We start from the raw sequence: 25396 nt of genomic DNA on the forward strand, positions 1-25396 counted from the left end.
GGGCCGACCATCGATGGACCGAATCCAGCTTGCCGCCACGGACCGCTCGCCGCAGGTCGATTTCGACTTCGCGACCGGGCACCTGTCCCTGCAGGGCGAATCCTACCCCGAGGATGCGGCCGCCTTCTTCGGCCCCCTGCTCCAGGCTCTCCGCACCTACCTCATGCAGGCATCCGGCCCGCCGATCGTGTTCGAGGTCGGTCTCGCCTACTTCAACTCGTCGAGCGCCAAGGCGCTGATGAATTTGTTCATGCCCCTGGAGGACGCGGCCGAGCAGGGGCGATCGGTGACGGTGCGCTGGCGCTTCGCCGACGGCGACGAGACCATCGAGGAGGCGGGCGAGGACTTCGCGGCCGACTTCTCCCATGCGCGCTTCGAGATGGTGAGGGCGGCATGACCCGCGCGATCAGGGCCGTCACCGACGGCGCTACCGAATCGACGCCCGATTCCTTCAGTCTGTACGACGCCGAGGAGGCGGTGCTGACCCGTACCGAGGCGATGCTCTCGGGCCTCTCGGACGTGGCCGGCGGTGTTCAGGCGCTGGCTGACGCCTATCGCCGGGGCTACCGCGAGCAGCGGCGGCTGGTGCGGATGAGCGACCGGATGCAGCTCGATCTGCAGAAGGCGAACCATTGCCTCGCCGAGCAGCGTCGTGACCTTCAGGCCCTCAATGCTGCCCTGTCGAGCGAGATCGAGCACCGGACCCGCCTGGAGGCCGAGCTGCGGCGCCTCGCCGACATCGACGACCTGACCGGCGCCCTGGCACGTCGCCGCTTCATGGAGGTCGCCGCGCGCGAATGGCTGCGCCACGGCCGCAGCGGCGCCCCGGTCTGCATCCTCATGCTCGACCTCGACCGCTTCAAGCTCCTCAACGACAGCTTCGGCCACGCCGCGGGCGACGCCGCGCTGGTATCCTTCGTGGCGACCTGCCGAGCCAGCTTGCGCACCCTCGACTTCATCGGCCGCACCGGCGGGGAGGAATTCGCCATCGTGCTGTCGGACACGGGCCTGGAGGCGGGCTTCGCCTTCGCCGAGCGCCTGCGCGAGGCCGTCGCCGCAACGCCGGTGCCGACGATGGATGCCGCCATGCGGATCACCGTGAGTATCGGTGTCGCCCAGGCTGAGGCTGGGGAGAGCCTGGAGGCCGCGATGCAGCGGGCCGACGCGTCCCTCTACGCGGCCAAGGACGGCGGCCGCAACCGCGTCGCGCTCAGATCCGGCGCGCCCGATGCTCCTGGCGGTGCGACCCGCCGATGAATGCCGAGGCCGCACCGATCGAAGCCGCAAGCCTCGAGGCCGCAGGGTCCCGGCCCGCTGCGTCCGCGCCCCCGCGGGGCGGTTCCCTGCGTGGGGCCGGTCCTCGACGCAGCAGCGATTTCCTCAAGGCCGCCGGCTTCGTCGACGTGCCCACCGCCGAGCCGGGGTCGATGCGCCCGGGCGCCCTGCGGGGCTCGGCCCAGGGGCGCGACCTCGACAGCCTCGCCCACACCCTCTTCCTGCGGATCTACCCCGTCATCGCGGTCGTCGTGCTGGTCACGCAGATCGGCATCGCCTGGGTGAATTACCGCGATCAGCTCCACCTCTACACCGAGCGCGCCGACCTCATGGCGTCCCTGACCGCCAAGGCCATCGCCGGCCCCGACTGGAGCGCCAGCCCGCAGGTCTATCGCCGGCCGATGGAGGCGCTGACCCTGGATCCTGCGTTCCGTGCCGCCACCCTGCGCGATGCCACCGGCAACGTCGTGATGACCCTCGGCGAGGTGCGGCGCGGGCGCTCGTTCGAGGAGATCACCGCCCGGGCCGACCTCGCCGGCGCCCCGGGCGGCGCGCCCGTGGGACGGCTGACCCTGTCGATCTCGGCCGAGGCCCTGCGCGGCAATGCCGAGAAGCAGGCGGTGCTCGCCGTCGTGACCAGCCTGATCCTAATGTTCGCCTTCGTGCTGACCCTGCACGCCAACGTGCGCCGCCACGTGCTGGGTCCTCTGAAGCGCCTGCTGCTCGCCATGCGCGAAGTCGAGCACAAGCGCTGGGTGCCGGTGGAACTGGATGGGGCGTTCCGCGCAAGCAACGAGATCGACGTCATCTCACAGGCCTTCAACCGCATGGTCGACGGCCTGCGCTCCGGCGACGAGGCCAAGCACCTGCTGCAGCAACTGGAACAGGCACACCGGAAGCTGGAGGACGCCAACCACCTCGTGATGGAGAGCATCGGCTATGCCCGCCGCATCCAGAGTTCGGTGCTGCCCGAGCGCTCCGCCCTCGACGGCAGCGGCCTCGAGGTTGCGGTGCTCTGGGAGCCGCTGCACATGGTGGGTGGCGACTACTTCTGGCTCGAGGAGATCGACGGTCTCGGCATCCTGCTGGTCGCCGACTGCACCGGACACGGGGTGCCGGGCGCCTTCCTCACCCTCATCGTCGCCACCGCCCTCGATCGGCTGATCCACGAGCGCGGCCTGCGCGACCCGGCCGCGATCTTGGAGGCTCTCGACGGCATGGTCCGGACCCGGCTGCGCCAGGATGGACGCGGCGCGGAATCCGATGACGGCCTCGATTGCGGTCTCTGCATCTGGGAGCCGGGCGCGTCCGAGATCCGCTTCGCCGGCGCCGGCACGGCGCTGACCGCCATCGACGGCGCGGCGGTGACCCGCATCCGAGGGAGCAAGCGCGGCCTCGGCTATCCGCAGCGTCCGGGCGAGCGCTTCGTCGTCGAGGAGAGCCGCCTGCGCGTCACGCCCGGCATGACGCTCTACCTCATGACCGACGGCATCACCGATCAGATGGGCGGCGCCGGGCCGGCCCGCCGCCTCCTCGGCCATCGCGGCGTGACCGAGATCTTGGGTAATCACCAGGCGGCGCCCCTCTCGGAGCAGGTGACGATCCTTGAGGCGGCGCTCGCCGACTACCGTGGGGGCGAGAGCCGGCGGGACGACATGACCCTGGTGGCCTTCCGGCCCCGCGCGACCTGAGCGCGGGCCCGGTTCAGCCCCGGCGGATCAGGGTGCCGGCACCGTAATCGGTGAACAGCTCCAGCAGCACCGCGTGGCTGACCTTGCCGTCGAGGATGACCACCGCCTCGACGCCCTGCTCCAGGGCGTAGATGCAGGTCTCCACCTTGGGGATCATGCCGCCCGTGATGGTGCCGTCCGCGATCAGCCGGCGACAATCGTCGATTGACAGCTCCGGGATGAGCTTCTTGTCCTTGTCGAGCACGCCCGGGACGTCGGTGAGCAGCAGCAGGCGCTTGGCCCGCAGAGCCCCCGCGATCGCACCCGCGAAGGTGTCGGCGTTGACGTTGTAGGTCTGCCCGTCGGCACCGAAGGCCACGGGCGCCAGGACCGGGATCAGCTCGGCCTTCAGCACGGCGTCGAGCACGCCGCGCTCGACATGCTCGGGCTCGCCGACGAGGCCGAGATCGACCTCCTGCTCGGTCTGGCTCTCGGGATCGATGACGGTGCGGGTGGCTTTGCGGGCCCGCACCATGTTGCCGTCCTTGCCGCAGAGGCCGACGGCACGTCCGCCCTCGGCCGAGATCCAGCCGACGATCTGCTTGTTGATCGAGCCGGCCAGCACCATCTCGACGACCTCGACGGTGGCCTCGTCGGTGACGCGCAGGCCGCCGCGGAACTCCGATTCGATCCCGAGCCGGCCGAGCATACGCCCGATCTGCGGGCCGCCTCCATGGACCACGATCGGCTTGAGGCCGGACTGCTCCAGCAGCACGATATCCTCGGCGAAATCCTCCGCCGCCGCGCGGTCGCCCATGGCATGGCCGCCATACTTGATGACCACGATCTCCTGGTCGTAGCGCTGCATGTGCGGCAGCGCCTGAACCAAGACCTCGGCGCGCACATGGACGTTGGGCAGCGGTTCTTTCATCGTGGGGCTTGTCCTCGATGGCGCGTCGGGCACCGCGCGCGACGCGGGGCTTCTAGCGCAGCAAGGCGACGCTGCGAAGCAGCCCGAGGACGAATTTCGGCGGGCATGCCGGGTTTCGTCCGACCCGGCCGGGCCGACGGCTGCGGGGAGGCGAAGCGGCCGGATGCAACCGGAGCCCGGTAAGTGTTCCTTAAGGTTGACGAATCATGATCGGCCCACCGCCGGGGATTCCGCACCATGCCCAATGCCGATCCGTTCCTTCCGCGTCCCACCCTGCTGAGCCCGCACCACATCGCCAGTGCGGTCGACCGGCTCGGCGCCCAGGGCGCCTCGCCCTCCGAGGTCTGGCGGCTCCTGACCGACCACTTCACCGTCGACCTCGACGCCGTCGCAGCCGTGCTTCCGCGCTCCGAGCCCGAGCCGCACTGGCTGCAGACACGCCGCTGAACCGCGCCGCCGGCGGACCCGTCTCCGCCGGAAGCCGATCGGATTGCAGCAAGAAACGACGCTGGCACACACCGTGCTTGGCTCTCGTCAACCACAACGATGCGGGGAAACACCAAGGCAACGATCACGCGGCCGCTCGAACGCCGGAGCCACACCGCGGACCTTATTCGCCATCTCGAACAAGGGGTCCGTCATGTCCGAATTGCTCTCCGTCGCCCTCGTCTGCGCCGCGACGCTCCTCGCCAAGGATTGCTCGCGCGACACCGCCCTCGACGTCATCGTCGCCCCCGCTCGCACCCCGATGGATTGCCTGATGCACGGGCAGGTCGCGGCGGCCTCCACCGGTTTGCCCGGGGGCGAGAACCGCTACCTCAAGGTCACCTGCGAGCGCCGCCACGCCGACCTTCGCCACCTTCGCCGCGCCGGCTACGCCGCCGCGATCGTGCTGGTGGCCCGCGACGGATTGTGACGCTTCGGATCGGGTCGAGTCGCCGCGCGACGGATCGGCCGCAACCGGCTCGTGCAACGGTTTGACGGGGTTGCGTCCGTCTGGTCTCTTCGGCGTCCGATCATCGATCCCGGATGCCTTCATGCCCCGTTTCCCGACATTGGTCCTCGCCGCCGCGCTGGTCCAGCCAACCCTCGCCGGCGCCGAGACCCTCACCATCGAAGGAGTCGGGATCGGCCGCGACCTGGATTGCGGGGGCAAGGATGTCGGGATCTACGGGGCCGAGAACGCGATCGTCCTGACCGGCCGGTGCGGCCTCATCACGGTGCATGGCTCGAAGCACACGGTGAGCTTCGAGGAGGGGGCGGCCGTGGCCGTCTCCGGCGCCGACAACCGGGTCACGGGAGGGCGCACCCAGGACGTGACCGTCAGTATCGCCCAGAACAGCGTCACGGCGACCCTGGGCGGCGCAGGCAGCCCCGGCACGCTCGACGTCTCGGGCGCACAGAACCGCGTCTCCCTGGTGCTGGCAGGTCCCACCCGCTTCACCGTGCAGGGCGCGGATCACGCGGTGGAATGGATGCGCAGCGAGGGGGCTCCCAACCCGGAGGTCCAGGCCTCGGGCATCAAGAACACCATCAAGAGGAAGCCGTAAGTCGCGCATCGGGTCGACCGCCGAGCCGGCGGGTTCCGACCCTTTCCGGCCTCCCGTCCCTCGCCGGGTCGGAGGGGCTCCGGACGCGCTTTCTTCCGCGAGGACGGGAGAATCCCTCCGTGGCTGGCTCATATCGCGGAAGGAGCGGGAGGTGACGGCCCCCGCACAACCGCCCGAACCGGTCATCGACGGTTGATACGACGTTCCGGCCCGCCGCTGTCTGCGGGGTTTGGCCGACCTCCCGGGCGGGGCCGAAGGCGTGACGGGACCGTGTTTCTGCGTCGACTCCCGTGTCCGCCGACGTGATGGTCTGGAGCCGAGCCCCTTCGAGACTCAGGCAACGCCGTTTCAGGATCCGGCTCGACGCCGACTTCGCGGCATGGTCCCGCTAGGCAGCCTCGATCCGGATCGTGTCGCCGGGCTGGAGCGTCCCGCCCGCCAACACCTCCGCGTAGACGCCGCAATCGGTATGGCCGAGATGCTGCGAGAGCGTGCGCGGGATCGCGAGGTCGCGCTGGCCCGTGACCGGGTCGACATTCGTCGCCGCGCAGCGCTGCGTGCGCTTGTGGATGCGCAGGCGCACCCCGCCCGGAGTGGTGAGTGTGCGGTCGACGAGGTCGAGCTCGGCCCAGGGAGCGAGACCCGTGATGTGGAGGTTCGCCCGGAATCGGAGCGGGTCCACCGCCGCGCCGGTCATGGTCTCGACGGCCGCGACGCTGGCGAGGTTGAGGAGCGAGACGAAACCGCGCGGCGAATCCGTGAACCGGTACCCGGCGGGCGCCGTGAGAACCCGCGCGGCTCCGCGCAGCGACCCGGGTATGTAGCCGGTGAGGAAGGCCTCGATCGCCTCGCGTCCCTCCGGTCGGGCGAGGTCGCCGCGCGCCGCGACCCTGCCGCCCTGGCGGATCGTCAGCGTGCCGTCCTTGGGGTCGTAGCGCGTGTCGAGCTGCGCAAGCGCCTCGTCGCGCATCAGCATCAGGAACTTGATCTTCGGCTGGTGCACCGGTGCCGCCGGGTCGAAGCCCGAGGATCCGTTCTCCACGGCGAACAATCGGTCGCCGGGAAAGTAGTCTCCCGCCGTGAGGGTCGCGTGCGTCATCGGCTCGGGCGAGAGCCCTTTCACGGGGTATCGGTAGAGGGCGTCGAGGTGGAGGCTTGGCGCGTCGGTCATGCGCCGAGCGTGGCCCTGAAATGCATCCGCGCGCAAGGCTTCGCCGTGCCCGCATTCCGTTGCCTCGCACCCTTGTGGTGCCGATATGCAACACCACATCCCGATTACCGGCGGCCAGGTGGCGCCGGGGTCTCCAGCGGCAGCGGCCGTGGGGGCGAAGTTTCGGCGACCGGCCGTGCCGCGTGGAGCGGGCAGCGGGGCGAGCCGACACGGGGAGGTGGGACACAGATGAATTTCGAGATCTATACCGAGCGCGCCCGCGGCTTCGTCCAGGCGGCGCAGAGCCTCGCGATGCGCGAGGGCCATCCACAATTCCAGCCGGGCCACATCCTCAAGGTGTTGCTCGACGATCCCGAGGGCCTCTGCGCCGGTCTGATCGACCGGGCCGGCGGCCAGTCGCGAGTCGCCCTCGCGCAGACCGAGGCTTGGCTCGCCAAGCAGCCGAAGGTATCCGGCAACGCGTCCCAGCCGCAGGCGACGCGCGAACTCGTGCGCCTGTTCGACACCGCCGAGAAGGCGGCCGAGAAGGCCGGCGACAGCTACGTCACCGTGGAGCGCCTGCTCCTCGCCCTTGCCGTGGAGAAGGACACCGAAGCCGGCCGCGCGCTGGCGGCGGCCGGCGTCACCGCGGCCTCGCTCAACGGCGCGATCAATGCGCTCCGCAAGGGCCGTACCGCCGACAATGCCACGTCCGAGAACGCCTACGACGCCCTCAAGAAATACGCCCGTGACCTCACGGAAGCGGCGCGCGAAGGCAAGCTCGACCCGGTGATCGGCCGCGACGAGGAGATTCGCCGCACCATCCAGGTCCTGTCCCGGCGTACCAAGAACAACCCCGTTCTCATCGGCGAGCCCGGCGTCGGCAAGACCGCCATCGTCGAGGGCCTAGCCCTGCGCATCGTCGACGGCGACGTGCCGGAATCGCTTCGTGACAAGAGCCTGCTCGCTCTCGACATGGGCGCGCTGATCGCGGGCGCGAAGTATCGCGGCGAGTTCGAGGAGCGTCTGAAGGGCGTGCTCTCCGAGGTCACGGCGGCCGAGGGCGGCATCATCCTGTTCATCGACGAGATGCACACCCTGGTCGGGGCCGGCAAGGCGGACGGGGCGATGGACGCCTCCAACCTCCTGAAGCCCGCCCTGGCCCGCGGCGAGCTGCACTGCGTCGGCGCGACCACCCTCGACGAGTACCGCAAGCACGTGGAGAAGGACGCGGCGCTCGCCCGGCGCTTCCAGCCCGTCTTCGTGTCCGAGCCCACCGTCGAGGACACGGTCTCGATCCTGCGCGGAATCAAGGAGAAGTACGAGCAGCACCACGGCGTGCGCATCCAGGATGCGGCGCTGGTGGCAGCCGCGACCCTGTCGAACCGCTACATCACCGACCGCTTCTTGCCGGACAAGGCCATCGACCTGATGGACGAGGCCGGATCGCGCCTGCGCATGCAGGTCGATTCGAAGCCGGAAGAACTCGACAACGTCGACCGCGAGATCGTGCGCCTGAAGATCGAGGGCGAGGCCCTGAAGAAGGAGACCGATTCCGCCTCCCGCGACCGCCTGGTGCGGCTGGAGAAGGAACTGGCCGACCTCGAGGAGCAGTCCGCCGCGATCACCTCGCGCTGGAAGGCCGAGAAGGACAAGCTCGGGGCCGCCGCCGAACTCAAGAAGAAGCTCGACGAGGCCCGCAACGAGCTCGCCTCGGCACAGCGCCAGGGCCAGTACCAGCGCGCGGGCGAACTCGCCTACGGGGTGATCCCGGGCCTGGAGCGTCAGCTCGCCGAGATCGAGGCGCAGGCCGAGAGCGCCGTCGTCCGCGACGGCATGGTCGAGGAGGCCGTGACGCCGGCCCACATCGCGGGCGTCGTCTCGCGCTGGACCGGGGTTCCCGTCGACAAGATGCTGGAGGGCGAGCGCGACAAGCTCCTGGCCATGGAAACGGCCCTGGGTGAGCGCGTGGTCGGGCAGCGCGAGGCGGTGGAGGCGGTGGCGACCGCCGTGCGCCGGGCACGCGCCGGTCTGCAGGACCCGAACCGGCCGATCGGCTCGTTCATCTTCCTGGGTCCCACGGGTGTGGGCAAGACCGAGCTGACCAAGGCCCTGGCTGGCTTCCTCTTCGACGACGACACCGCCCTCGTGCGCCTCGACATGTCGGAATACATGGAGAAGCACTCCGTGGCCCGGCTCATCGGCGCGCCCCCGGGCTATGTCGGCTACGAGGAGGGCGGGGCGCTGACGGAGGCGGTCCGGCGCCGGCCCTACCAGGTCGTGCTGTTCGACGAGATCGAGAAGGCGCATCCGGACGTGTTCAACGTCCTGCTGCAGGTACTCGACGACGGGCGGCTGACCGACGGGCAGGGTCGGACGGTGGACTTCCGCAACACGCTCCTGATCATGACCTCGAACCTCGGTTCGGAATACCTCGTCAATCAGGGCGAGGGCGACGACACCGATGCCGTGCGCGAGGAGGTGATGGGGGTGGTGCGCAGCCACTTCCGGCCCGAGTTCCTCAACCGGATCGACGAGATCATCCTGTTCCACCGCCTGAAGCGGTCGGAGATGGGGGCGATCGTCGACATCCAGCTGAAGCGCCTGCAGAAGCTCCTCGACGAGCGCAAGATCACCCTCGACGTCGAGCCGGAAGCCCGCGACTGGCTCGCCGACAAGGGCTACGACCCGGCCTACGGCGCACGCCCCCTGAAGCGGGTGATCCAGAAGGCCGTGCAGGATCGGCTGGCCGAGCAACTTCTGTCGGGACTGATCCACGATGGGGAGGCGGTGCCCGTTGAGGTCGGTCCCCTGGGCCTGAAGGTCGGAAAGTCCGGCCTCAGCACCGAGCGCCGTCCGGAGAGCGCCACGCTCAACTGAGGCGCGGTGCCGGAGAGCCAGGATCGGGCCCGCGACGGCGACCGCCGTCGCGGGCCTCGTCGTGTCAGGCGGTCACTGTCCGGAACGCAGGACCAGTTTGCGGATGCGACCGTCGAGGTCCTGGAACCGGGCTGAGATGCCGCGTCCGGCGCAGGCCTGGAAGGTGTCTCCGGCGAAGAAGCCGCGGGCGCTCTGCTCGCGGCAGGTCATCAGGGGCGGCACCAGCACGGCGCCGAGGGCGATGATCAGCACCAGGGCGATGTTGAGGATGACGGCGATGAGCCATCCGAGCGGCGACAGGAACGGCTTCTCGAAATCCGTCCGGCCCCGGTCCGGACGGGTCAGGTCGCGCACCTTCACACCGGCGTGACGCCGTTCCGCCATCCTCGTATCGAGGTCCCGGAACTTCGAGATTTCGGCCACGGACACCGTCTCCCACGCTAGAATTTCGTCCAGCCTACGCGCGGAACCATCAAGGAAGCCTGAAGCGGTAGCCCTGACATTCGCGCGGAACCTTCCTCACCAAGGCTGTGCACCGGCGCGAATACGTCTTGAGCAGACTCGGCATTTGCGGAGAATGCGGCCCCCAAGGCCACGTTCCTCGCTCCCAGGACTTTCCGATGTCGACACCTACGCCGCAGCGCAGCGCTGATCCGGCCGCGACGGACGGTGCCCTGTCGCGGGCGGGCATCCGCTTCACCGCCTGGGCCGAGAAGTGGTTTCCCGACGCCTTCATCTTCGTGGCCATCGCGGTGGTCATCGTGGCGCTGGGCGCCCTGGCCAACGGCGCCCCGGCGCCGGCCATCGCCAAGAGTTTCGGCGACGGGTTCTGGAGCCTGATCCCCTTCACCATGCAGATGGCCTTCGTGACCATCGGCGGCTACGTGGTGGCCACGGCGCCTCCGGTCCAGGCGCTGATCGACCGGCTGGCGAGCATCCCGAAGACCGGTCGCGGGGCCGTCGGCTTCGTCGCCGCGGCCACCATGCTGTCCTCGTTCCTGAGCTGGGGCCTGAGCCTGATCTTCGGCGGCCTGCTCGCCCGCGCGCTCGCCCGCCGCACGGAGCTCCGCATGGATTACCGTGCCGCGGGGGCGGCGGCCTATCTCGGCCTCGGCGCCACCTGGGCGATGGGCTTGAGCTCCTCGGCGGCCCAGCTCCAGGCGAACCCCGCGAGCCTGCCGAAGTCGCTCCTGCCGATCACCGGCGTGATCCCCTTCAGCGAGACCATCTTCCTCTGGCAATCGATGCTCATCGCCGCCATCCTGTTCGTGATGTCGGTGATCATCGCCTACGCCTCCGCGCCGCGCGCGAACACCGCGATGACGGCCGAGGATCTCGGCGTGAACGTCGACCGTGAAAAGCCCGATCTCGGCCGGCCCGAACAGCCCGGCGAGTGGCTGGAGCATTCGCCGATCCTGACGATCCTCCTCGTGTTGATCGCCGGCGCCTGGATCTATCAGGAGTTTGCGCGGCAATCCTGGATTACCGCGATCTCGAACCTGAACACCTACAACCTCCTGTTCATCACCCTCGGTCTGCTGCTCCACTGGCGCCCCAAGCGCTTCCTTGTGGCAGTCGCCAAGGCGGTGCCGGCCACGGCCGGCATCCTCATCCAGTTCCCCCTCTACGCCGCCATCAGCGCGATGCTGACCGGGCCGAAGAACGCGGCCGGGATCTCGGTCTCCGAGGTGATCACCCACGCCTTCGTCAGCCTGAACACCACGGGAAGCTTCCCGATCTCGATGGGCGTCTACTCGGCGGTGCTCGGCTTCTTCGTGCCGTCGGGCGGCGGCAAGTGGCTGCTCGAGGCGCCCTACGTGATGCAGGCGGCCAACGAACTCCAGGTCCATCTCGGCTGGGCCGTGATGGTCTACAACGCGGCCGAGGCGCTGCCGAACCTCATCAATCCGTTCTGGATGCTGCCGCTGTTGGGCATCCTCGGCCTGAAGGCGCGCGACATCGTCGGGTTCAGCTTCCTGCAACTCCTTATCCACCTACCCGTCGTGCTTTTCCTGCTCTGGGCACTGGCCTTCACGCTGACCTACCACCCACCGGTGATGCCGTAGGCCGCAGCCGGAAGTCGGATCGGAGGAGAAAGCCCATGCGCGTCGCCGTCCTGCCGGTCCTGTCGAGTCTTCTCTTCGGGAGCATGTCCGCCTTGGCCCAAGACCGCCTGCCGCCGCTTCCGGCCGATGCCCTCAGCCCGGAGCAGAAGACCGCCTCCGAGGCTTTCCTCGCGGCGCGAAAGACGCCGGTCTTCGGTCCGTTCGTGCCGCTCCTGCGCAGTCCCGAGCTGATGACCAATGCCAGCAACATGGGACTGCACCTGCGCTACCGCAGCGTGCTGCCCCTGCGGCTGAGCGAGTTCATCATCCTGATCACCGCCCGGGAATGGACGCAGCAGCTCGAGTGGCACATCCACGCGCCGATCGCCCTGAAGGCCGGCCTCGATCCGGCCATCGTCACGGCGATCCAGGAAGGCCGGCGGCCGGACGCGATGGGACCGGAGGAGGCGCTGGTCTACGCGTTCTCGACGGAACTGCACCACAACAAGGGTGTGAGCGACACCACCTACGCGCGGGCGGTCCAGACCTTCGGCGAGCAGGGCGCCATCGAGATGGCGGGGATCAACGGCTACTACACGCTGCTCGCCATGAGCATGAATATGGCCCGGACCGCCCTGCCGGACGGGGCGGCGCCGCAGCTGCCGCCCCTGGTCCCCTGAGGAATCCACCTCACGGGAGGCGGCGGCGGGCTGGTCGTCCGGCGCGCCTCAGGCGGCGCGGACGGTCGCGAGGAAGCGCAGCACCTCGGCGTTCAGATGCGCGGCTTGGCGCGTGAGGTCCGAGGCCGAGGTCAGCACCTGGGTCGCCGCCATTCCGGTCTCTTCCGCCGTGCGCGCCACGTCCGCCACGTTCGTCGTCACCGCATCCGTTCCGGCGGCGGCCTGGGCGACGTTGCGGACGATCTCCTGGGTGGCCGCCTCCTGCTCCTCCACCGCCGCCGCGATCGAGGTCGCGACCCCGGAAATCTCACGGATGCGCGCTCCGATCCCGCCGATGGCCCCCACGGCTTGGCCGGTGGAGGCCTGGATCTGGCCGATCTGAGCGCTGATCTCGTCGGTGGCCCGGGCGGTCTGGTTGGCGAGTTCCTTGACCTCCGCCGCCACTACGGCGAAACCGCGACCGGCCTCGCCGGCCCGGGCCGCCTCGATGGTGGCGTTGAGCGCCAGGAGGTTGGTCTGGCCTGCGATGCTGGAGATGAGCGCCACCACGTCGCCGATGCGGCTGGCGGCGTCCGCCAGGTTCCGCACCAGATCGGCGGTCGCCGTCGCCTCCGTCACCGCCGCCTGCGCCAGGATGGCCGATTCCGAGACGCGGCGTCCGATTTCCTGAACCGACGCGCCGAGCTCTTCGGCTGCGGCCGCCACCGTGGTGACGTTGGTGGCGGCCTGAATGGCGGCCGCAGCGGCGCCGGAGGATTGCGCGGCGGTCTGGCCGGCGGCCGAGCTCATGCCGCGCGCGGTCCCGTGCAAGGCACCGGCCGCCGCCGACACGCTGCCGACGATGCCGCCCACCGTCGCTTCGAAGCCGTCCACCACCTGCTGCATGCCGGCCCGGCGCTGGTCTTCGGCTGAGGCACGTGCCAGGGCCGCCTCGTCCTCGAACTGCCGAGTCCGAAGCAGATTGTCCCGGAACACCTGCACCGCGCCCGCCATCGCGCCGAGCTCGTCCCGACGCCCGGCATAGGGAACTTCGGAGATCGCGTCGCCGTCGGCGAGACGGCGCATCGCACCGGTCATGCGCTCAATGGGGCGGGTCACGCCGCGTACGACCCAGATCATGCTGCCGACACCCAGCACGAGGGCGAAGGTCAGGACCGCGACCTGAGTCATCGCACCCGTCCTGGCCTTCACCGCCGCCTCGGTCGCCGTGGCGTCGAGCTGGTTCACGGCGGCGAGGGGAATCGCCATGATCAGGTCGATCGCCGGTGTCGATTGGGCACGCGATTCCGCGAGGGTCGGGCGCGGCAGCGCGATGTCCGCCAGCGTGGTGATGAGGGCCTGGTTGCGGGCAGGGAAGGCGCCCTTGAAGTAGCCGTCACGTGCCTTCCGGACGGCGCCTTTCAGCGCCTCCGAGGCCGGCATGCTCTCGACGATGGACTCCACGATGCCGAAGGCGAACTCGGTCTGGCGGCTCAGCACGGTGTAGTCCTGAACGTCCTTTGGCGTGATCGCGCGGTTCTGAGCCAGAACGTCGTTGACGATGAGGTTGGTGTTGCCAGCCAATGTCCGGGCCGACCAGCCGAGTTCCCGCACACGCAGAAGGTTGGAGAAACTCGAATCCAGCTGGCGGATCTGCGCCTCGGTCGCGGCCAGGAGTCCTTCGATCGCGGCGATCAGGTGGCCGGTCGCGTCGTTGACCCGCTTGGTGAGGCTTGGGTCGCGCGCCGCCACCGGCAGAGTCAGATTGGTATCGACCTCCCTGCGAACCTGCTGCAGCGCTTTGAACCGGTCGACGAACTGGCGCGTATCGAGGCCTTCCTGAGCCGAAAGCCGCTCCAGGGCCACGGGGAATGCGTCGTCGCTGACCTTGCGGCGTGCCGCGATCTCAGTGAGGTTCGGTCCGAGCTTGTCGGCGTGGAGCGCCAGCGCCGACACCATGGAGCCGCGCTCGAATCGCAGTTCCGAGAGGCCGCGGGACAGCATCAGTTCGCCCCCGGACAGTTGCGAAACGAGATTAGACCGTGTCCATCGTCCGAATGACCCATAGAGATCCTTCGCGGCTTCGTAGAAAGCGAAGAGGCTCAGGACGGAAATGATTGCGAACAGTCGCGACTTGATGGACATTGCTCGACTCTGACCATATGAAATAGAGTTCGGTGCTCTTGTATCCTTTATCAGAAAAATCGTTGATAATGTGTTTGAATTTCGCAGTTTAGTTCATGTCTAGACATGATGGGTCATAGGCCAGAGAAGACTTCTCGGGTCGAGCCCCCGGCCCCGAACCATCGGGAAGGCGGGCCGGCCTGATCGCCGCGATCCGTCCGAGCGTGCCATGGACACACCCGCCTCGCTCCCACCGCCGTGGCGGCGCCGGCCCTCAGGCGCGCCGGCCCGGTATGACGGCCGACAGCGCGGCGAGCAGCCAGCCGGCCATCAGGGCGAAACCGCCGGCCGGGGCCGCCATGGGGAACAGCGGTGTACCGTGGAGTGCCCGGAGCGCGAGGTCGCCCGAGAACAGCGCGAGGCCGACCACGAGAGCACCCGCCGCGAGGCGGGTCATCGGCCGGTGCGTCGTGCCTGTGGCAGCCAGCGCCACGAGCGCGAGGATCGCGGGGGCGTGGAAGAGCAGGAACTGCGCGGCGGTCTTCAGGCTGTCGGCTCCGCTGACATGGGCGGCCGCCGCACTCGCGGCCACGCCGAGGAGCCCCGCGAGGGCACCCAGCGCCAGGAGGACGCGATCGAGGCCGCTCACGCGCCGCGCTCCTGCAACAGCCGGGCGACGCTGGCCCGCAACTCGGGGACGCCCCGGTCGTCGCGGCTCGAAGTGAACAGGATCTCCGGATAGGCCGCCGGGCGCCGGGCGATGGCGGCCTGAACCCCGGCGATGCGAGCGTCCATCTCGGACTTCTTCAGGGCGTCGCCCTTGGTCAGCACGATCTGGTAGCTGACGGCGGCCTTGTCGAGTCCGTCGAGGACGTCCGTGTCGATGCTCTTCAGGCCGTGGCGCGAGTCGATCAGCATGAACACCCGGGCGAGGTTCGAGCGGCCCTTCAGGTAGTCGTGGATCAGGTCGGTCCAGGCCTCGACCTTGGTCTTTTCCACCGCCGCGTAGCCGTAGCCCGGCATGTCGACCAGCGTCAGGCGGCCGCCGATATCGAAGAAGTTGAGCTGCTGGGTGCGACCCGGCGTGTGCGAGGTCCGCGCCAGGGTGTTGCGTCCGGTGAGGGCGTTGACGAGGCTCGACTTGCCGACGTTCGAGCGGCCCGCGAAGGCGATCTCGACGCCCTTCATCGGCGGCAGTGCGGGGACGTTCGGTGCCGAGGCGATGAAGTCGGCCGCCCCCGCGAACAGCAGGCGTCCCGCCTCCAGAAGGGCGGCATCGTCTTCGGCTTTGGACATCGGGCGGCTCCGGACGGAAGAGGCGCATCCGCCGCCCTCGCGAGCCGACACGCCGGAAACAGGAAGTCCTCCCCGTCGCGAGACGGAGAGGACCGGTTGGACTGTCGTGCCGTGGCCGAAGCCTCGGAGCCGGGCGCGCCTCAGTTCTTGGCGACGGCGTTCTTGTCGGCGGCCTTGCCCCGGAATATCCCCCGCAGGTTGTCCCACAATTCCACCTTCACGCCGTTGCGGCGCATGATGACGTATTGCTGGATCACCGACAGGGTGTTGTTCCAGGCCCAGTAGATCACCAGGCCGGCCGGGAACGAGCCGAGCATGAAGGTGAACACGATCGGCATGAAGGTGAAGATCTGCGCCTGGACCGGGTCCGGCGGCGCGGGGTTCATCTTCATCTGGATGAACATCGTGATGCCCATGATGATGGGCCAGATGCCGAGATGCACGAAGTCCGGGGCCGCGTAGGGAAGCAGGCCGAACAGGTTGAGGAAGCTCGTCGGATCGGGCGCCGCCAGATCCTGGATCCAGCCGAAGAACGGCGCGTGCCGCATCTCGATGGTGATGAACAGGACCTTGTACAGGGCGAAGAAGACCGGGATCTGGATCAGCACCGGCCAACAGCCGGCGACCGGATTGATCTTCTCCTTCTTGTACAGCTCCATCATCGCCTGCTGCTGCTTCATCTTGTCGTCCGCATAGCGCTCGCGGATCGACGCCATCTCCGGCTGCACGGCCTTCATCTTGGCCATGGACTGGTAGGACTTGTTGGCAATGGGCAGGAACAGCAGCTTCAGGCAGAAGGTCACCACCAGGATCGACACGCCGAAATTGCCGAACAGGTGGAAGAAGAAGTCCAGCGCCCGGAACATCGGCTTGGTGATGAAGTGGAACCAGCCCCAGTCGATCAGCAGGTCGAACTGCTTGATGTTCTGGTTCGCCTGGTAGGCATTGACGGTGTTGACCTCCTTGGCGCCGGCGAAGAGCTGCTGCGTCGCGGCGGCCGAAGCGCCGGGCTGCACCACCTGCACGTTGCCGAGCACGTTGGCCTGGTAGACCTTGGTGGCGCCGTCGGTCCGCTCGGTGAAGCTGCCGGTATAGGGGGTCGACTGGTCCGGAATCGCGGCGGCGGCCCAGTACTTGTCGGTGATGCCGACGAAGCCGCCGGTCACGCCGGCCCAGGTCTTGCCCTTGGTGCTGGCATTGCCCAGCGCCGGCTCCTTGGCGAGGTGATCGTAGGTGTATTCCTGCAGGCCGTCGGCGCCGAGGACGCCGATCAGACCCTCGTGCAGCACGTAGTAGCCCTGGGTGTGCGGCTTACCCCAGCGCGAGACGAGGCTGTAGGGATAGAGGCTGACCGCGTTGGCGCCCTTGTTCTCGACCTCGTCGCGGACCGTGAACAGAAACTTATCGTCCACCGCGACGATGCGCTTGAACACGAGGCCGGCGCCGTTGTCGTAGCTCAGCGTGACGGGCTTGCCCGGCGCCAGGGTCTCGGCATCGGCCGTCCAGACGGTGTCGCCATTGGGCAGCGGGCCGGCATTCTGGCCGACCCAGCCGAACTCCGCATAGTACGGGTTCTCGGTCCCGGTCGGCGAGAGTAGGACGATGCGCGGGCTCTTGTCGTCGACCGTCTCGTGATAGTTCTTCAGCGAGACGTCGTCGATGCGGCCGCCCTTCAGGGCGATCGAGCCGGCGAGCGCCGGCGTGTCGATGGTGACGCGCGGGGAGCGCGCGATCGCCGTCTCGCGGGGCACGACGCCGCCACCGGCACCGGAGGCGCCCGGCAGGGTTCCGGGAACGGGATTGGCCGGGCCGCCCTCCTTCGGGCTGGCGCTCGGTACGCCGTCAGGACCGGCCGGCTGCGTGGCCGCCTTGTTCTGGAGGGCGGCCTGACGCTGCTGCTCCACGCGTGGGGCGGCGACGAAGTAGTTCCAGCCGAGCAGGACCGCCAGCGACAAGGCGATCGCGACGATCATGTTCGTCTTGTCATTACCCATCGGTCGGTCCGTCGCATGCGTTGGGAGAAGGGGAGGGCGCGTTCGCGCGGGCCGGCACTGGGCCGGACGCCGCGACGGAGGCCGTCGCGCCCGAGGCCAATACCGGAGCCGCCGGCGATGCGCCAGACTTCGAAGCGTCGGGCGCGGGCGCACCTTTGCCGCGTCCGCGCCGGACGGGACGCTGAGGAGACGATTCGGATTTCGGTCCCTGCGGCTTCGTCACCACGGCGACGGCACGGCGCAGGTCATCGACGAGGGTCTCGAAGGGCGCGTGCAGGGCAGGGCGCCGCGCCACCAGCACCACGTCGGCCGGGCGCACCGGCAGGTCGCCGGCGGCCCGCGCCACGGCGGCGCGCAGGCGCCGCCGGATGCGATTGCGCTCCGTGGCGTGCCCGACCCGCTTGGTGATGGTGAAGCCGATGCGCAGCCCGTCGCTGGAGGCGCCGTCGAGGGACGGCTCCGCAGCGCGGACGAGGCCCTGCGCCGACAGGCGTTCGTTGTGGAAGCGGCGCCCGCCGGCCGCAGCCAGGAACTCGGAGCGCCGCGTCAGCCGCCCGATCGTCGACGTGGCCGATGACATGGCCGATCCGATCCCGCAGCGGGTCCTGTGGCCCTTGGCCAGACTCATGATGTGGCGCGCCGCCCGTGACGGCGCCACCGGTCTCTCAGGCCGAAAGCTTCTTGCGGCCGTGGGCGCGACGGGCCGCGATGACCTTGCGACCGCCGGCCGTGGCCATGCGGGCACGGAAGCCGTGACGGCGCTTACGCACGAGCTTGCTGGGCTGGTAGGTTCTCTTCATGGCGCGATCTCCGAATGGCCGAGGATCGATCCGGGCCGCACCGAAGGCCGCGCCGGATATTCACTCGCCCTGAAATGTGTCTGCAAGCGCGAACAGCGCCCCTCAAGGGCGCCGCGTCGCGATGGCGCGGCTTATGGGGCAAGGTCCCGTCCGAGTCAATTCCGGAGCGTGCCGAAACGGCATGATCCGTGACCCCGAAGGATGCGCACGGGCCGCGACGGTATCAACCGTTCGTTAACCGATCCGCCCCATCCTGTGATCCTGTTCGGTGCTCCCGGACAGCGCGCGGACTTTCCCGTTCGCTCGCTTGGACTGCTCCCGAAACTCGCCTGTCAGGCCGCCCCGCAACGGGCGGCCTTTTTTCGTCTCTGGTTCCGCACGACCGCAGAGCGCTGCGTCCACCCGCCTGACCGGTGGCACCGACCGGCCCGGTTAACGTTAACAGCCGGTAAAGGCCGCGGACCCGGACGTTCGGCGTTAGAGTTGCGCAGACAGGTGCAAACGCGCCGCCTTCGTCCCATTTCGGGACGTAATCGGTTCGGTCGCGGCACAGGAGGCACCATGAGCGGGTTCGACGTCATGTTCCGGGACGAGCGCGACTGGGTGAATTTCGGTGACACCTACGTCACCTCGGAGGCCTTCAAGGTCCTCTTCCGCGAGGGCATGACCCTGGTGGAGGAGGCGGCGGCCTACCTCGACGGCACGGGCCGCGAGGAATCCCGCCTGATGTCCCGCGACGGCACGCTGAGCTATGCCAGCGAGAGCATGCGCCTCACCACGCGTCTGATGCAGATCGCCTCCTGGCTCCTCGTTCAGCGGGCCGTCTCCGAGGGCGAGCTGACGCCGGCGGAGGCGATGCAGGAGAAGACCCGGGTGCGGCTGACCACGCCCGAGACCTTCCGCGGCGACGTGTTCGGCGTCCTGCCCCCGACCCTGCAGGACCTCATCGTGCGCTCGCGCCGGCTCCACAGCCGGATCCTGCACCTCGACGGCCTGATCGCCGACGAGCGCCCGACCCCTCAGCCCCAGGAGAGCCCCGTCGTTGCCCAGCTGAGCCTCCTCCGCTCCGCCTTCGGTGCGGCATCCGCCTGAGACCCGGCCCTGCGCCCGGTTTCGAACCGGGCGAGGGGCTCCTGAACGCAGAACGGGCGGCACCGAGGGTGCCGCCCTTCCGAGGGCACCGCCGCGTCGTCGCGGCGGAGATCCGAGGCGCGCTTACTTCTTGCCGAAGGAGAGGGCGCCGAAGCGCGAGTTGAAGCGCGACACGCGGCCACCGCGATCGAGCATCTTCTGCTCGCCGCCGGTCCAGGCCGGGTGGGTGTTCGGATCGATGTCGAGGTTGAGGGTGTCGCCCTCCTTGCCGTAGGTCGACCGGGTCATGTACTCGGACCCGTCGGTCATCACGACCTTGATGAAGTGGTAGTCGGGATGCTCGGTACCCTTGGCCTTGTCGGCCGCGCTCTTTGCCATGACGAAATCCTTGAATAGCCAAGCCGACCGGCCCGTCTGGCGGCCCGCGGCCATAGATCACGCGCAATCGGATGAAGGCGCGCCTATACCTCACGCACCTTCGCCCGACAAGCGTGCGCCGATCGAAGAGGCCGCCGGTCGGTCGCTTTTCCTGGAAGACCAATGATGACGAGGCACCATGGCTCGCGGCCGTGACAAGAAAATTTCCGGGGAGGCCCGGCCGAAGGCACCGCTCGGTTCGCTGCGCCCGCTGATTCCGTTCGCGATGGTCTATCGCGGCCGGATGCTGGCGGCGTTCCTGGCGCTCCTCGCCGCTTCGGGCGCGACCCTCGTGGTCCCGATCGCCCTGCGTCGGGTCATCGACCATGGCTTCTCGCCCGAGGGTCAGAGCGTGATCGACACCTACTTCGCCGCCCTGATCGGCGTGGTGGCGGTCCTCGCCCTGTCGAGTGGCGCGCGCTACTATACGGTCGCGACGCTCGGCGAGCGCGTGGTGGCGGATCTGCGCACCGCCGTATTCCGCCGCCTGACCCAGCTGGACCCCGCCTTCTTCGACCGCTCGCTCTCGGGCGAGATCATCTCGCGACTCACCGCGGATGCCACGCAGGTGAAGGCCGTCTTCGGCGTCTCGATCTCGATCCTCCTGCGCAACGCCTTCCTGTTCACCGGCGCCGTGGTGATGATGGTCATCACGAGCCCGAGGCTGTCCGTCCTCGTCCTGGCGGCCATTCCGCTCATCGTCTTTCCGCTGATTCTCTCCGGCCGCGGCGTGCGGCGGCGATCCCGCGCGGCCCAGGACCGCCTCGCCGACGCCTCGGCCTATGCCGCCGAGGCGGTGAACGCGATCCGCACCATGCAGGCCTTCGGCATGGGCCGGACCACGGCGGCCCGCTTCGCCGCCGCCGCCGAGAACGCCTACGGGGCCGCCCGCGACTCGATCCAGGCGCGGGCGCTCCTCACCGGCGTCGCGATCTTCCTCATCTCGGCCAGCGTCGTCGGGGTGATGTGGTACGGCGCGCAGGGGGTCCTGGCCGGCACCATGACGGCGGGCCAGCTCTCGCAGTTCGTGCTCTACGCGGTGTTCGGGGCGAGTGCCCTCGGACAGCTCTCGGAGGTCTACGGCGAACTGGCCCAGGCGGCCGGCGCGGCCGAGCGCCTCGGCGAGATCCTGGCCGCCGAATCGACGATCCGCTCCCCGGCCGATCCACTGGCCCTGCCGGTGCCCGCCAAGGGCGCCGTGGCCTTCGAGACCGTGCGCTTCCACTACCCGACCCGGCCGGACCATCCGTCCCTCGACGGCATCAGCTTCGCCATCGCGCCCGGCGAGCGGGTCGCCCTCGTCGGGCCGTCGGGCGCCGGCAAGACCACGGTGCTGCAATTGCTGCTGCGCTTCTACGACCCGCAATCCGGTTTCGTCCGGGTCGACGGCGTCGACATCGCCCGCGTCGACCCGGACAGCCTGCGCGAGCGCCTCGCCCTCGTGCCGCAGGACCCGACGGTGTTCTCCGGCTCGGTGCTCGAGAACATCCGCTACGGGCGGCCCGAGGCGACGGAGGACCAGGTCCGGCGCGCGGCCGAACTCGCTCATGCCGACGGCTTCATCCAGGCCCTGCCGCAGGGCTACGCCACCACGGTGGGCGAGCGCGGCGTCACCCTCTCCGGTGGCCAGCGTCAGCGGGTGGCGATCGCCCGGGCCATCCTCAAGGATGCGCCGATCCTGCTCCTCGACGAGGCGACCTCGGCCCTCGACGCCGAGAGCGAGCGCGCCGTGCAGACCGCCCTCGACACCCTGATGCGCGGCCGGACCACCCTGGTCATCGCGCACCGCCTCGCCACGATCCGCAAGGCCGATCGCATCCTCGTCCTCGACGGCGGCCGGATCGTCGAGAGCGGGACCCACGAGAGCCTGCTCGCGCAGGGCGCCCTCTACGCACAGCTGGCGGCGCTGCAGTTCACCGACGCCCACGACGACGGCCTGCGCGCCCGCGAGTCGCGGCCGCTACTCGACGCCCTGCCCGCGGAATAGGGCGCCAGGGCGGGGCCGGCCGTGGGGTCAGCCCGCCGCGCCGGTCCCGTTCAGGGGGTTGGCCTCGTCCCAGGCGTAGCCCAGGGTCTCGAACCGCATCGCGCGGGTGTCGACCATGAGGAGGCGCCCGACGAGGGGCTCGCCGAACTCCGTCACCGTGCGGATCACTTCCAGAGCCATCAGCGAGCCCATGATGCCCGCGAGCGCGCCGAGCACGCCGGCCTCGGCGCAGGGCGCGACGCTGCCGGGCGGCGGCGGGTTGGGGAACAGGCAGCGATAAGTCGGGTGCGGGCGACCGCCCGCATCGGTCTCGTAGGGCCGCAGGGTGGTGAGCGAGCCGTCGAAGCGCCCGAGCGCCGCCGTCACCAGCGGGCGCCGGGCGTGGAAGCAGGCGTCCGAGACCGCGTAGCGCGTGGCGAAGTTGTCGGACCCGTCCGCGACCACGTCGTAGGCGCCGATGAGCGCCTGCGCATTCTCCGGGGTCAGGCGCGTCGCGTGCGTCTCCACGGCCACGTGCGGGTTGAGGCGCGCCACCGCCTCGGTTGCGCTCTCGACCTTGAGACGGCCGATGTCGGAGGTCGCGTGGATCACCTGCCGCTGCAGGTTCGACAGGGAGACGGTGTCGTCGTCGACGAGGCCGATCGTCCCGATCCCGGCGGCGGCGAGGTACTGGATCAGCGGCGCGCCGAGGCCGCCGGCGCCGATGACGAGGACGCGAGCGGCCTTCAGGCGGGCCTGCCCCGGGCCGCCGACCTCCGGCAGGACGAGGTGGCGGGCATAGCGTTCGACTTCGTCGGGGGAGAAGGCCATGCCCCGCAGATAAGCCCGGCCGGCGTGCGGCGAAAGCCCGGCCGCGAATTGCACCCCCGCGCGACGGCGCTTATGGCCGTTCGCACCCGGACACCCCGCGAAGAGTCCCGCCCGTGCCGAACGTGCCCCGCGACCGCTCCCCCCTCGCTCTCGCCCGGAGCCTGATCCGCTGCCCCTCGGTGACCCCGGAGGAGGGAGGCGCGCTCGCCTGGCTCGCCGGCATCCTCGAAGGGGCCGGGTTCACCGTGGAACGCCCGCGCTTCTCGGAGCCCGGCACGCCCGACATCGACAATCTCTACGCCCGCATCGGCACGGGCGCACCCTACCTGCTGTTTGCCGGCCACACCGACGTGGTGCCCCCCGGCGACGTCGCCCGTTGGCGCCATGGCCCCTTCGCCGGAACCGTGGAGGACGGTGTGCTGTACGGGCGCGGGGCCGTCGACATGAAGGGCGGCATCGCCTGCATGCTCGCCGCCGCCCTCGACTACCTGGACGTGGCCGGTCCGGACTTTCCGGGCTCGATCGGCTTTCTCATCACCGGTGACGAGGAGGGGCCGGCGATCAACGGCACGGTCAAGCTCCTCGAATGGGCGCGGGCCCGTGGCGAGCGCTTCGACCATTGCCTCCTCGGCGAGCCGACCAACCCGGATTCCCTCGGCGACATGATCAAGATCGGCCGCCGCGGCTCGCTCACGGGACGGCTCACCGTGCAGGGCCGCCAGGGCCATGTCGCCTATCCGGATCTGGCCGAGAACCCGATTCCGGGCCTGCTGCGCCTCGCCTCGGCGCTTCTGGCCGCGCCGCTTGATGCCGGCACCCGGCATTTCGGCGCCTCGAACCTCGAATTCACCACCCTCGACGTCGGCAACACGGCCACCAACGTCATCCCGGCGGAGGCGCACGGCACCTTCAACATCCGCTTCAACGATCGCTGGACCGCCGAGACCCTGGGGGCCGAGGTCCGGGCCCGCCTCGATGCGGCGGCCGGGCGCAGCGTGCGCTACACCCTCGACCTGCTGCCCTCCAACTCACCGGCCTTCCTCACGGAGCCCGACACCTTCACCGAGCTCGTGGCCGGCGCCATCGCCACCGAGACCGGCCGCCGCCCGGTGCTCTCGACCACGGGTGGCACCTCGGACGCGCGCTTCATCAAGGATGCCTGCCCGGTCATCGAGTTCGGCCTCGTCGGCCAGACCATGCACCAGACCGACGAGTGCGTGCCGGTAGCCGACCTGAACCGCCTGACGGCGATCTACACGCGGGTGCTGGCGGCGTATTTCGCCGCCCGATAGGGCCGCTTCGCCTTCACGGGCCGTTCGCGGCGGTCGTCGCCCCGGGGTCGCTCGCCGTCGCGCCCGCCGCCTGGTTCCGGAAGCGCCGGCAGTCCGGCCCGAGGCGATCGCCCACCGCGATGAAGATCTGGCGCAAGCGCTGGACATGCGGGTCGTCGAGCCTCAGTTCGATGCTGGCGACCACGAGATCGACCGCCTCCTGACGGTCCGGTGCCCCGTCGATCAGGTTCCCACCCAGGATGATGCGGCCGACTTCGAGAAGCAGGGCCTCGTTGCGCACCGCGCTCGGGGCCGCGAGCCGTTCGAGGTCGAACAGGGTCCGTACGCCGAGGGGCCAGAGCCGGATCACCTTCTCGCGTCCGACCGAGCAGCAGAGCTGCGCCTGCGCCACCCAGTCCATGATCTGGTAGACGCCGTAGGGCGTTTCCACGAACAGCATCAGCGGGTTGGCGGTCGCTAGGTTCTGGGTCGAATGAATATGATGGTCGTCGAGGCGGACCCGGATCTCGCTGTCGATCCCGTCGATGATCTCCACCGGGGTGATCTTGAAGGCGCGGTAGACGTCGTACTCCTCCCGCTTGAAGTTCTTCAGCTTGTCGCGCTGCAGGATGTTGCGCAGCACGACATCGGGCATGATGCCGGCAACGAAGCATCCGGTGACCGCCAGGGCCAGCACCAGCGGCGAGTTCATCGGCGCATCGATCCTCGCAAGGCCCTCCGCCGCGCTTGCCGCGACCCGCAGCAGGCCGATCACCAGGATCGGCGCGAGGACGATGCCGATCACGATCTTGATCGTCTCGCCGATGATCGTCGCTGGGCTGAGGTCGAAGTTCTTGATCGCCCGATACAGGTTCCGCAATGCCGTGAGGTAGCTGCCGGCGAAGGCGGCACAGGCCCCGAACAGCCAGACTGTGGTCCTGTCCTGGATCTTCGGACAGATGCCGCCATCCAGACCGATGAGGCTCGGCGAGTTCGCGCACAGCAGCGTCACGAGGAGCGAGAGGCTGTGGAACACGGCCACCCCCGCGAGCAGGCTGAAGGCGACGCTGCCGAGGATCCAGTCGATCGTGGTGAAATCCTCGCGGTGCCGCGACTGATCGAAGACATCCAGCGATGCGTTGGACGCATCGATCGATCCGCTCTTTCCCAGAACCTTCGGCCGGCCGACGAAGTACTTGTACTTCACGAATTCGAACGAGGGGATCAGTCGTTGGCTCGAGGGTCCTGCGATGTCGAAGACGGCCGCGAGGTCTCGGACGACCTCCTGTCTCTGGCGCTTCACCGCTTCGCGGATCGCGATGAAGAGAATTGGTGACAAGGCCGCGAAGGCGGTTGCGCCGAGGATGAACAGATGAATGGGAAGCGTCGTCACGGGAATTTCCATCGCCTCCGACGCGGATCGCGCCGGACACGATGGATGATCC

The 25396-nt window shown here is 69.2% G+C and carries 24 protein-coding genes; 12 read left to right on the plus strand and 12 right to left on the minus strand.

The window, feature by feature from the left end:
- Positions 1-13: 13 nt before the first annotated feature.
- From ASF49_RS01415 to ASF49_RS01425, 3 genes are read left to right on the plus strand one after another with little or no spacing between them, the layout of a single operon-like run.
- A complete protein-coding gene (locus tag ASF49_RS01415) occupies positions 14-397 on the plus strand; it encodes a DUF1987 domain-containing protein (protein ID WP_056466543.1) in 384 nt (127 codons plus the stop codon).
- Positions 394-1257, plus strand: a complete 864-nt coding sequence (locus tag ASF49_RS01420; protein WP_056466546.1) for a GGDEF domain-containing protein — start codon at positions 394-396, stop codon at positions 1255-1257. Before ASF49_RS01415 ends, ASF49_RS01420 begins: the two co-directional genes overlap by 4 nt.
- Positions 1254-2966, plus strand: a complete 1713-nt coding sequence (locus ASF49_RS01425; RefSeq protein ID WP_056466549.1) for a SpoIIE family protein phosphatase — start codon at positions 1254-1256, stop codon at positions 2964-2966. The genes ASF49_RS01420 and ASF49_RS01425 overlap by 4 nt, the downstream gene beginning before the upstream one ends.
- 13 nt (positions 2967-2979) lie before the next feature.
- Here the strand turns inward: ASF49_RS01425 and argB are convergent, their stop codons facing one another.
- Entirely contained in the window at positions 2980-3876 is an 897-nt protein-coding gene (gene argB, locus ASF49_RS01430) for an acetylglutamate kinase (protein WP_056466552.1), read from the minus strand.
- A 237-nt stretch (positions 3877-4113) separates the two neighbouring features.
- On the opposite strand from argB, the gene ASF49_RS01435 reads away from it, so the two are divergent.
- From ASF49_RS01435 to ASF49_RS01445, 3 genes are all read left to right on the plus strand, one after another.
- Positions 4114-4323, plus strand: coding sequence for a hypothetical protein (locus ASF49_RS01435; protein ID WP_056466556.1), 210 nt, complete (start codon positions 4114-4116; stop codon positions 4321-4323).
- A gap of 193 nt (positions 4324-4516) precedes the next feature.
- Positions 4517-4792, plus strand: a complete 276-nt coding sequence (locus tag ASF49_RS01440) for a hypothetical protein (protein WP_056466559.1) — start codon at positions 4517-4519, stop codon at positions 4790-4792.
- A gap of 121 nt (positions 4793-4913) precedes the next feature.
- Entirely contained in the window at positions 4914-5426 is a 513-nt protein-coding gene (locus tag ASF49_RS01445) for a DUF3060 domain-containing protein (protein ID WP_056466567.1), read from the plus strand.
- 388 nt (positions 5427-5814) lie between these two features.
- Here the strand turns inward: ASF49_RS01445 and ASF49_RS01450 are convergent, their stop codons facing one another.
- Positions 5815-6597 (minus strand): MOSC domain-containing protein, encoded by a 783-nt coding sequence (locus ASF49_RS01450; protein ID WP_056466571.1) that lies wholly within the window; start codon positions 6595-6597, stop codon positions 5815-5817.
- 228 nt (positions 6598-6825) lie between these two features.
- On the opposite strand from ASF49_RS01450, the gene clpB reads away from it, so the two are divergent.
- The gene (gene clpB / locus ASF49_RS01455; protein WP_056466575.1) at positions 6826-9456 is read left to right on the plus strand and encodes an ATP-dependent chaperone ClpB; all 2631 of its coding nucleotides are present in this window, start codon (positions 6826-6828) and stop codon (positions 9454-9456) included.
- A gap of 72 nt (positions 9457-9528) precedes the next feature.
- Here the strand turns inward: clpB and ASF49_RS01460 are convergent, their stop codons facing one another.
- Positions 9529-9879 carry a hypothetical protein gene (locus tag ASF49_RS01460; RefSeq protein ID WP_156652743.1) on the minus strand — a complete coding sequence of 117 codons (351 nt, stop codon included), beginning with the start codon at positions 9877-9879 and terminating at the stop codon, positions 9529-9531.
- A 197-nt stretch (positions 9880-10076) separates the two neighbouring features.
- Between ASF49_RS01460 and ASF49_RS01465 the strand changes: the two genes are divergently transcribed.
- Positions 10077-11522, plus strand: coding sequence for a short-chain fatty acid transporter (locus ASF49_RS01465; RefSeq protein ID WP_056466581.1), 1446 nt, complete (start codon positions 10077-10079; stop codon positions 11520-11522).
- A 35-nt stretch (positions 11523-11557) separates the two neighbouring features.
- Positions 11558-12181 (plus strand): carboxymuconolactone decarboxylase family protein, encoded by a 624-nt coding sequence (locus ASF49_RS01470; RefSeq protein ID WP_056466584.1) that lies wholly within the window; start codon positions 11558-11560, stop codon positions 12179-12181.
- A 48-nt stretch (positions 12182-12229) separates the two neighbouring features.
- On the opposite strand, the gene ASF49_RS01475 is transcribed toward ASF49_RS01470, so the two are convergent.
- From ASF49_RS01475 to rpmH, 6 genes are all read right to left on the minus strand, one after another.
- Positions 12230-14164, minus strand: a complete 1935-nt coding sequence (locus tag ASF49_RS01475; protein WP_243214331.1) for a methyl-accepting chemotaxis protein — start codon at positions 14162-14164, stop codon at positions 12230-12232.
- Between the two features lie 394 nt (positions 14165-14558).
- Positions 14559-14933, minus strand: coding sequence for a DUF423 domain-containing protein (locus ASF49_RS01480; protein ID WP_056466589.1), 375 nt, complete (start codon positions 14931-14933; stop codon positions 14559-14561).
- On the minus strand, positions 14930-15580 hold the full coding sequence (yihA, locus tag ASF49_RS01485; protein ID WP_056466592.1) for a ribosome biogenesis GTP-binding protein YihA/YsxC: 651 nt from the start codon (positions 15578-15580) through the stop codon (positions 14930-14932). The genes ASF49_RS01480 and yihA overlap by 4 nt, the downstream gene beginning before the upstream one ends.
- Positions 15581-15720: 140 nt before the next feature.
- Entirely contained in the window at positions 15721-17574 is a 1854-nt protein-coding gene (gene yidC, locus ASF49_RS01490) for a membrane protein insertase YidC (protein ID WP_056466595.1), read from the minus strand.
- Positions 17567-18154, minus strand: coding sequence for a ribonuclease P protein component (gene rnpA, locus ASF49_RS01495; RefSeq protein WP_056466598.1), 588 nt, complete (start codon positions 18152-18154; stop codon positions 17567-17569). Before rnpA ends, yidC begins: the two co-directional genes overlap by 8 nt.
- Before the next feature lie 85 nt (positions 18155-18239).
- A complete protein-coding gene (gene rpmH / locus ASF49_RS01500; protein WP_055947927.1) occupies positions 18240-18374 on the minus strand; it encodes a 50S ribosomal protein L34 in 135 nt (44 codons plus the stop codon).
- A 561-nt stretch (positions 18375-18935) separates the two neighbouring features.
- Here rpmH and rcdA point away from each other — a divergent pair.
- Positions 18936-19466, plus strand: coding sequence for a protease adaptor protein RcdA (gene rcdA, locus ASF49_RS01505; RefSeq protein ID WP_056466601.1), 531 nt, complete (start codon positions 18936-18938; stop codon positions 19464-19466).
- 123 nt (positions 19467-19589) lie between these two features.
- On the opposite strand, the gene rpmE is transcribed toward rcdA, so the two are convergent.
- On the minus strand, positions 19590-19844 hold the full coding sequence (gene rpmE / locus ASF49_RS01510) for a 50S ribosomal protein L31 (RefSeq protein ID WP_055948879.1): 255 nt from the start codon (positions 19842-19844) through the stop codon (positions 19590-19592).
- A gap of 178 nt (positions 19845-20022) precedes the next feature.
- Here rpmE and ASF49_RS01515 point away from each other — a divergent pair, with 178 nt between their 5' ends.
- On the plus strand, positions 20023-21870 hold the full coding sequence (locus ASF49_RS01515) for an ABC transporter transmembrane domain-containing protein (RefSeq protein ID WP_056466604.1): 1848 nt from the start codon (positions 20023-20025) through the stop codon (positions 21868-21870).
- Between the two features lie 27 nt (positions 21871-21897).
- Here ASF49_RS01515 and ASF49_RS01520 read toward each other — a convergent pair whose 3' ends face one another.
- Positions 21898-22680, minus strand: a complete 783-nt coding sequence (locus tag ASF49_RS01520) for a HesA/MoeB/ThiF family protein (protein ID WP_056467911.1) — start codon at positions 22678-22680, stop codon at positions 21898-21900.
- 122 nt (positions 22681-22802) lie between these two features.
- Here ASF49_RS01520 and dapE point away from each other — a divergent pair, with 122 nt between their 5' ends.
- The gene (dapE, locus tag ASF49_RS01525) at positions 22803-23972 is read left to right on the plus strand and encodes a succinyl-diaminopimelate desuccinylase (protein ID WP_056467913.1); all 1170 of its coding nucleotides are present in this window, start codon (positions 22803-22805) and stop codon (positions 23970-23972) included.
- Positions 23973-23985: 13 nt separating this feature from the next.
- Here dapE and ASF49_RS01530 read toward each other — a convergent pair whose 3' ends face one another.
- Positions 23986-25344: a hypothetical protein gene (locus tag ASF49_RS01530; RefSeq protein WP_156652744.1), complete on the minus strand. Its 1359-nt coding sequence runs from the start codon at positions 25342-25344 to the stop codon at positions 23986-23988.
- Positions 25345-25396: the final 52 nt, after the last annotated feature.

It is taken from the genome of Methylobacterium sp. Leaf104 (assembly GCF_001422885.1).
In the GTDB taxonomy this organism is placed as follows: Bacteria; Pseudomonadota; Alphaproteobacteria; order Rhizobiales; family Beijerinckiaceae; genus Methylobacterium.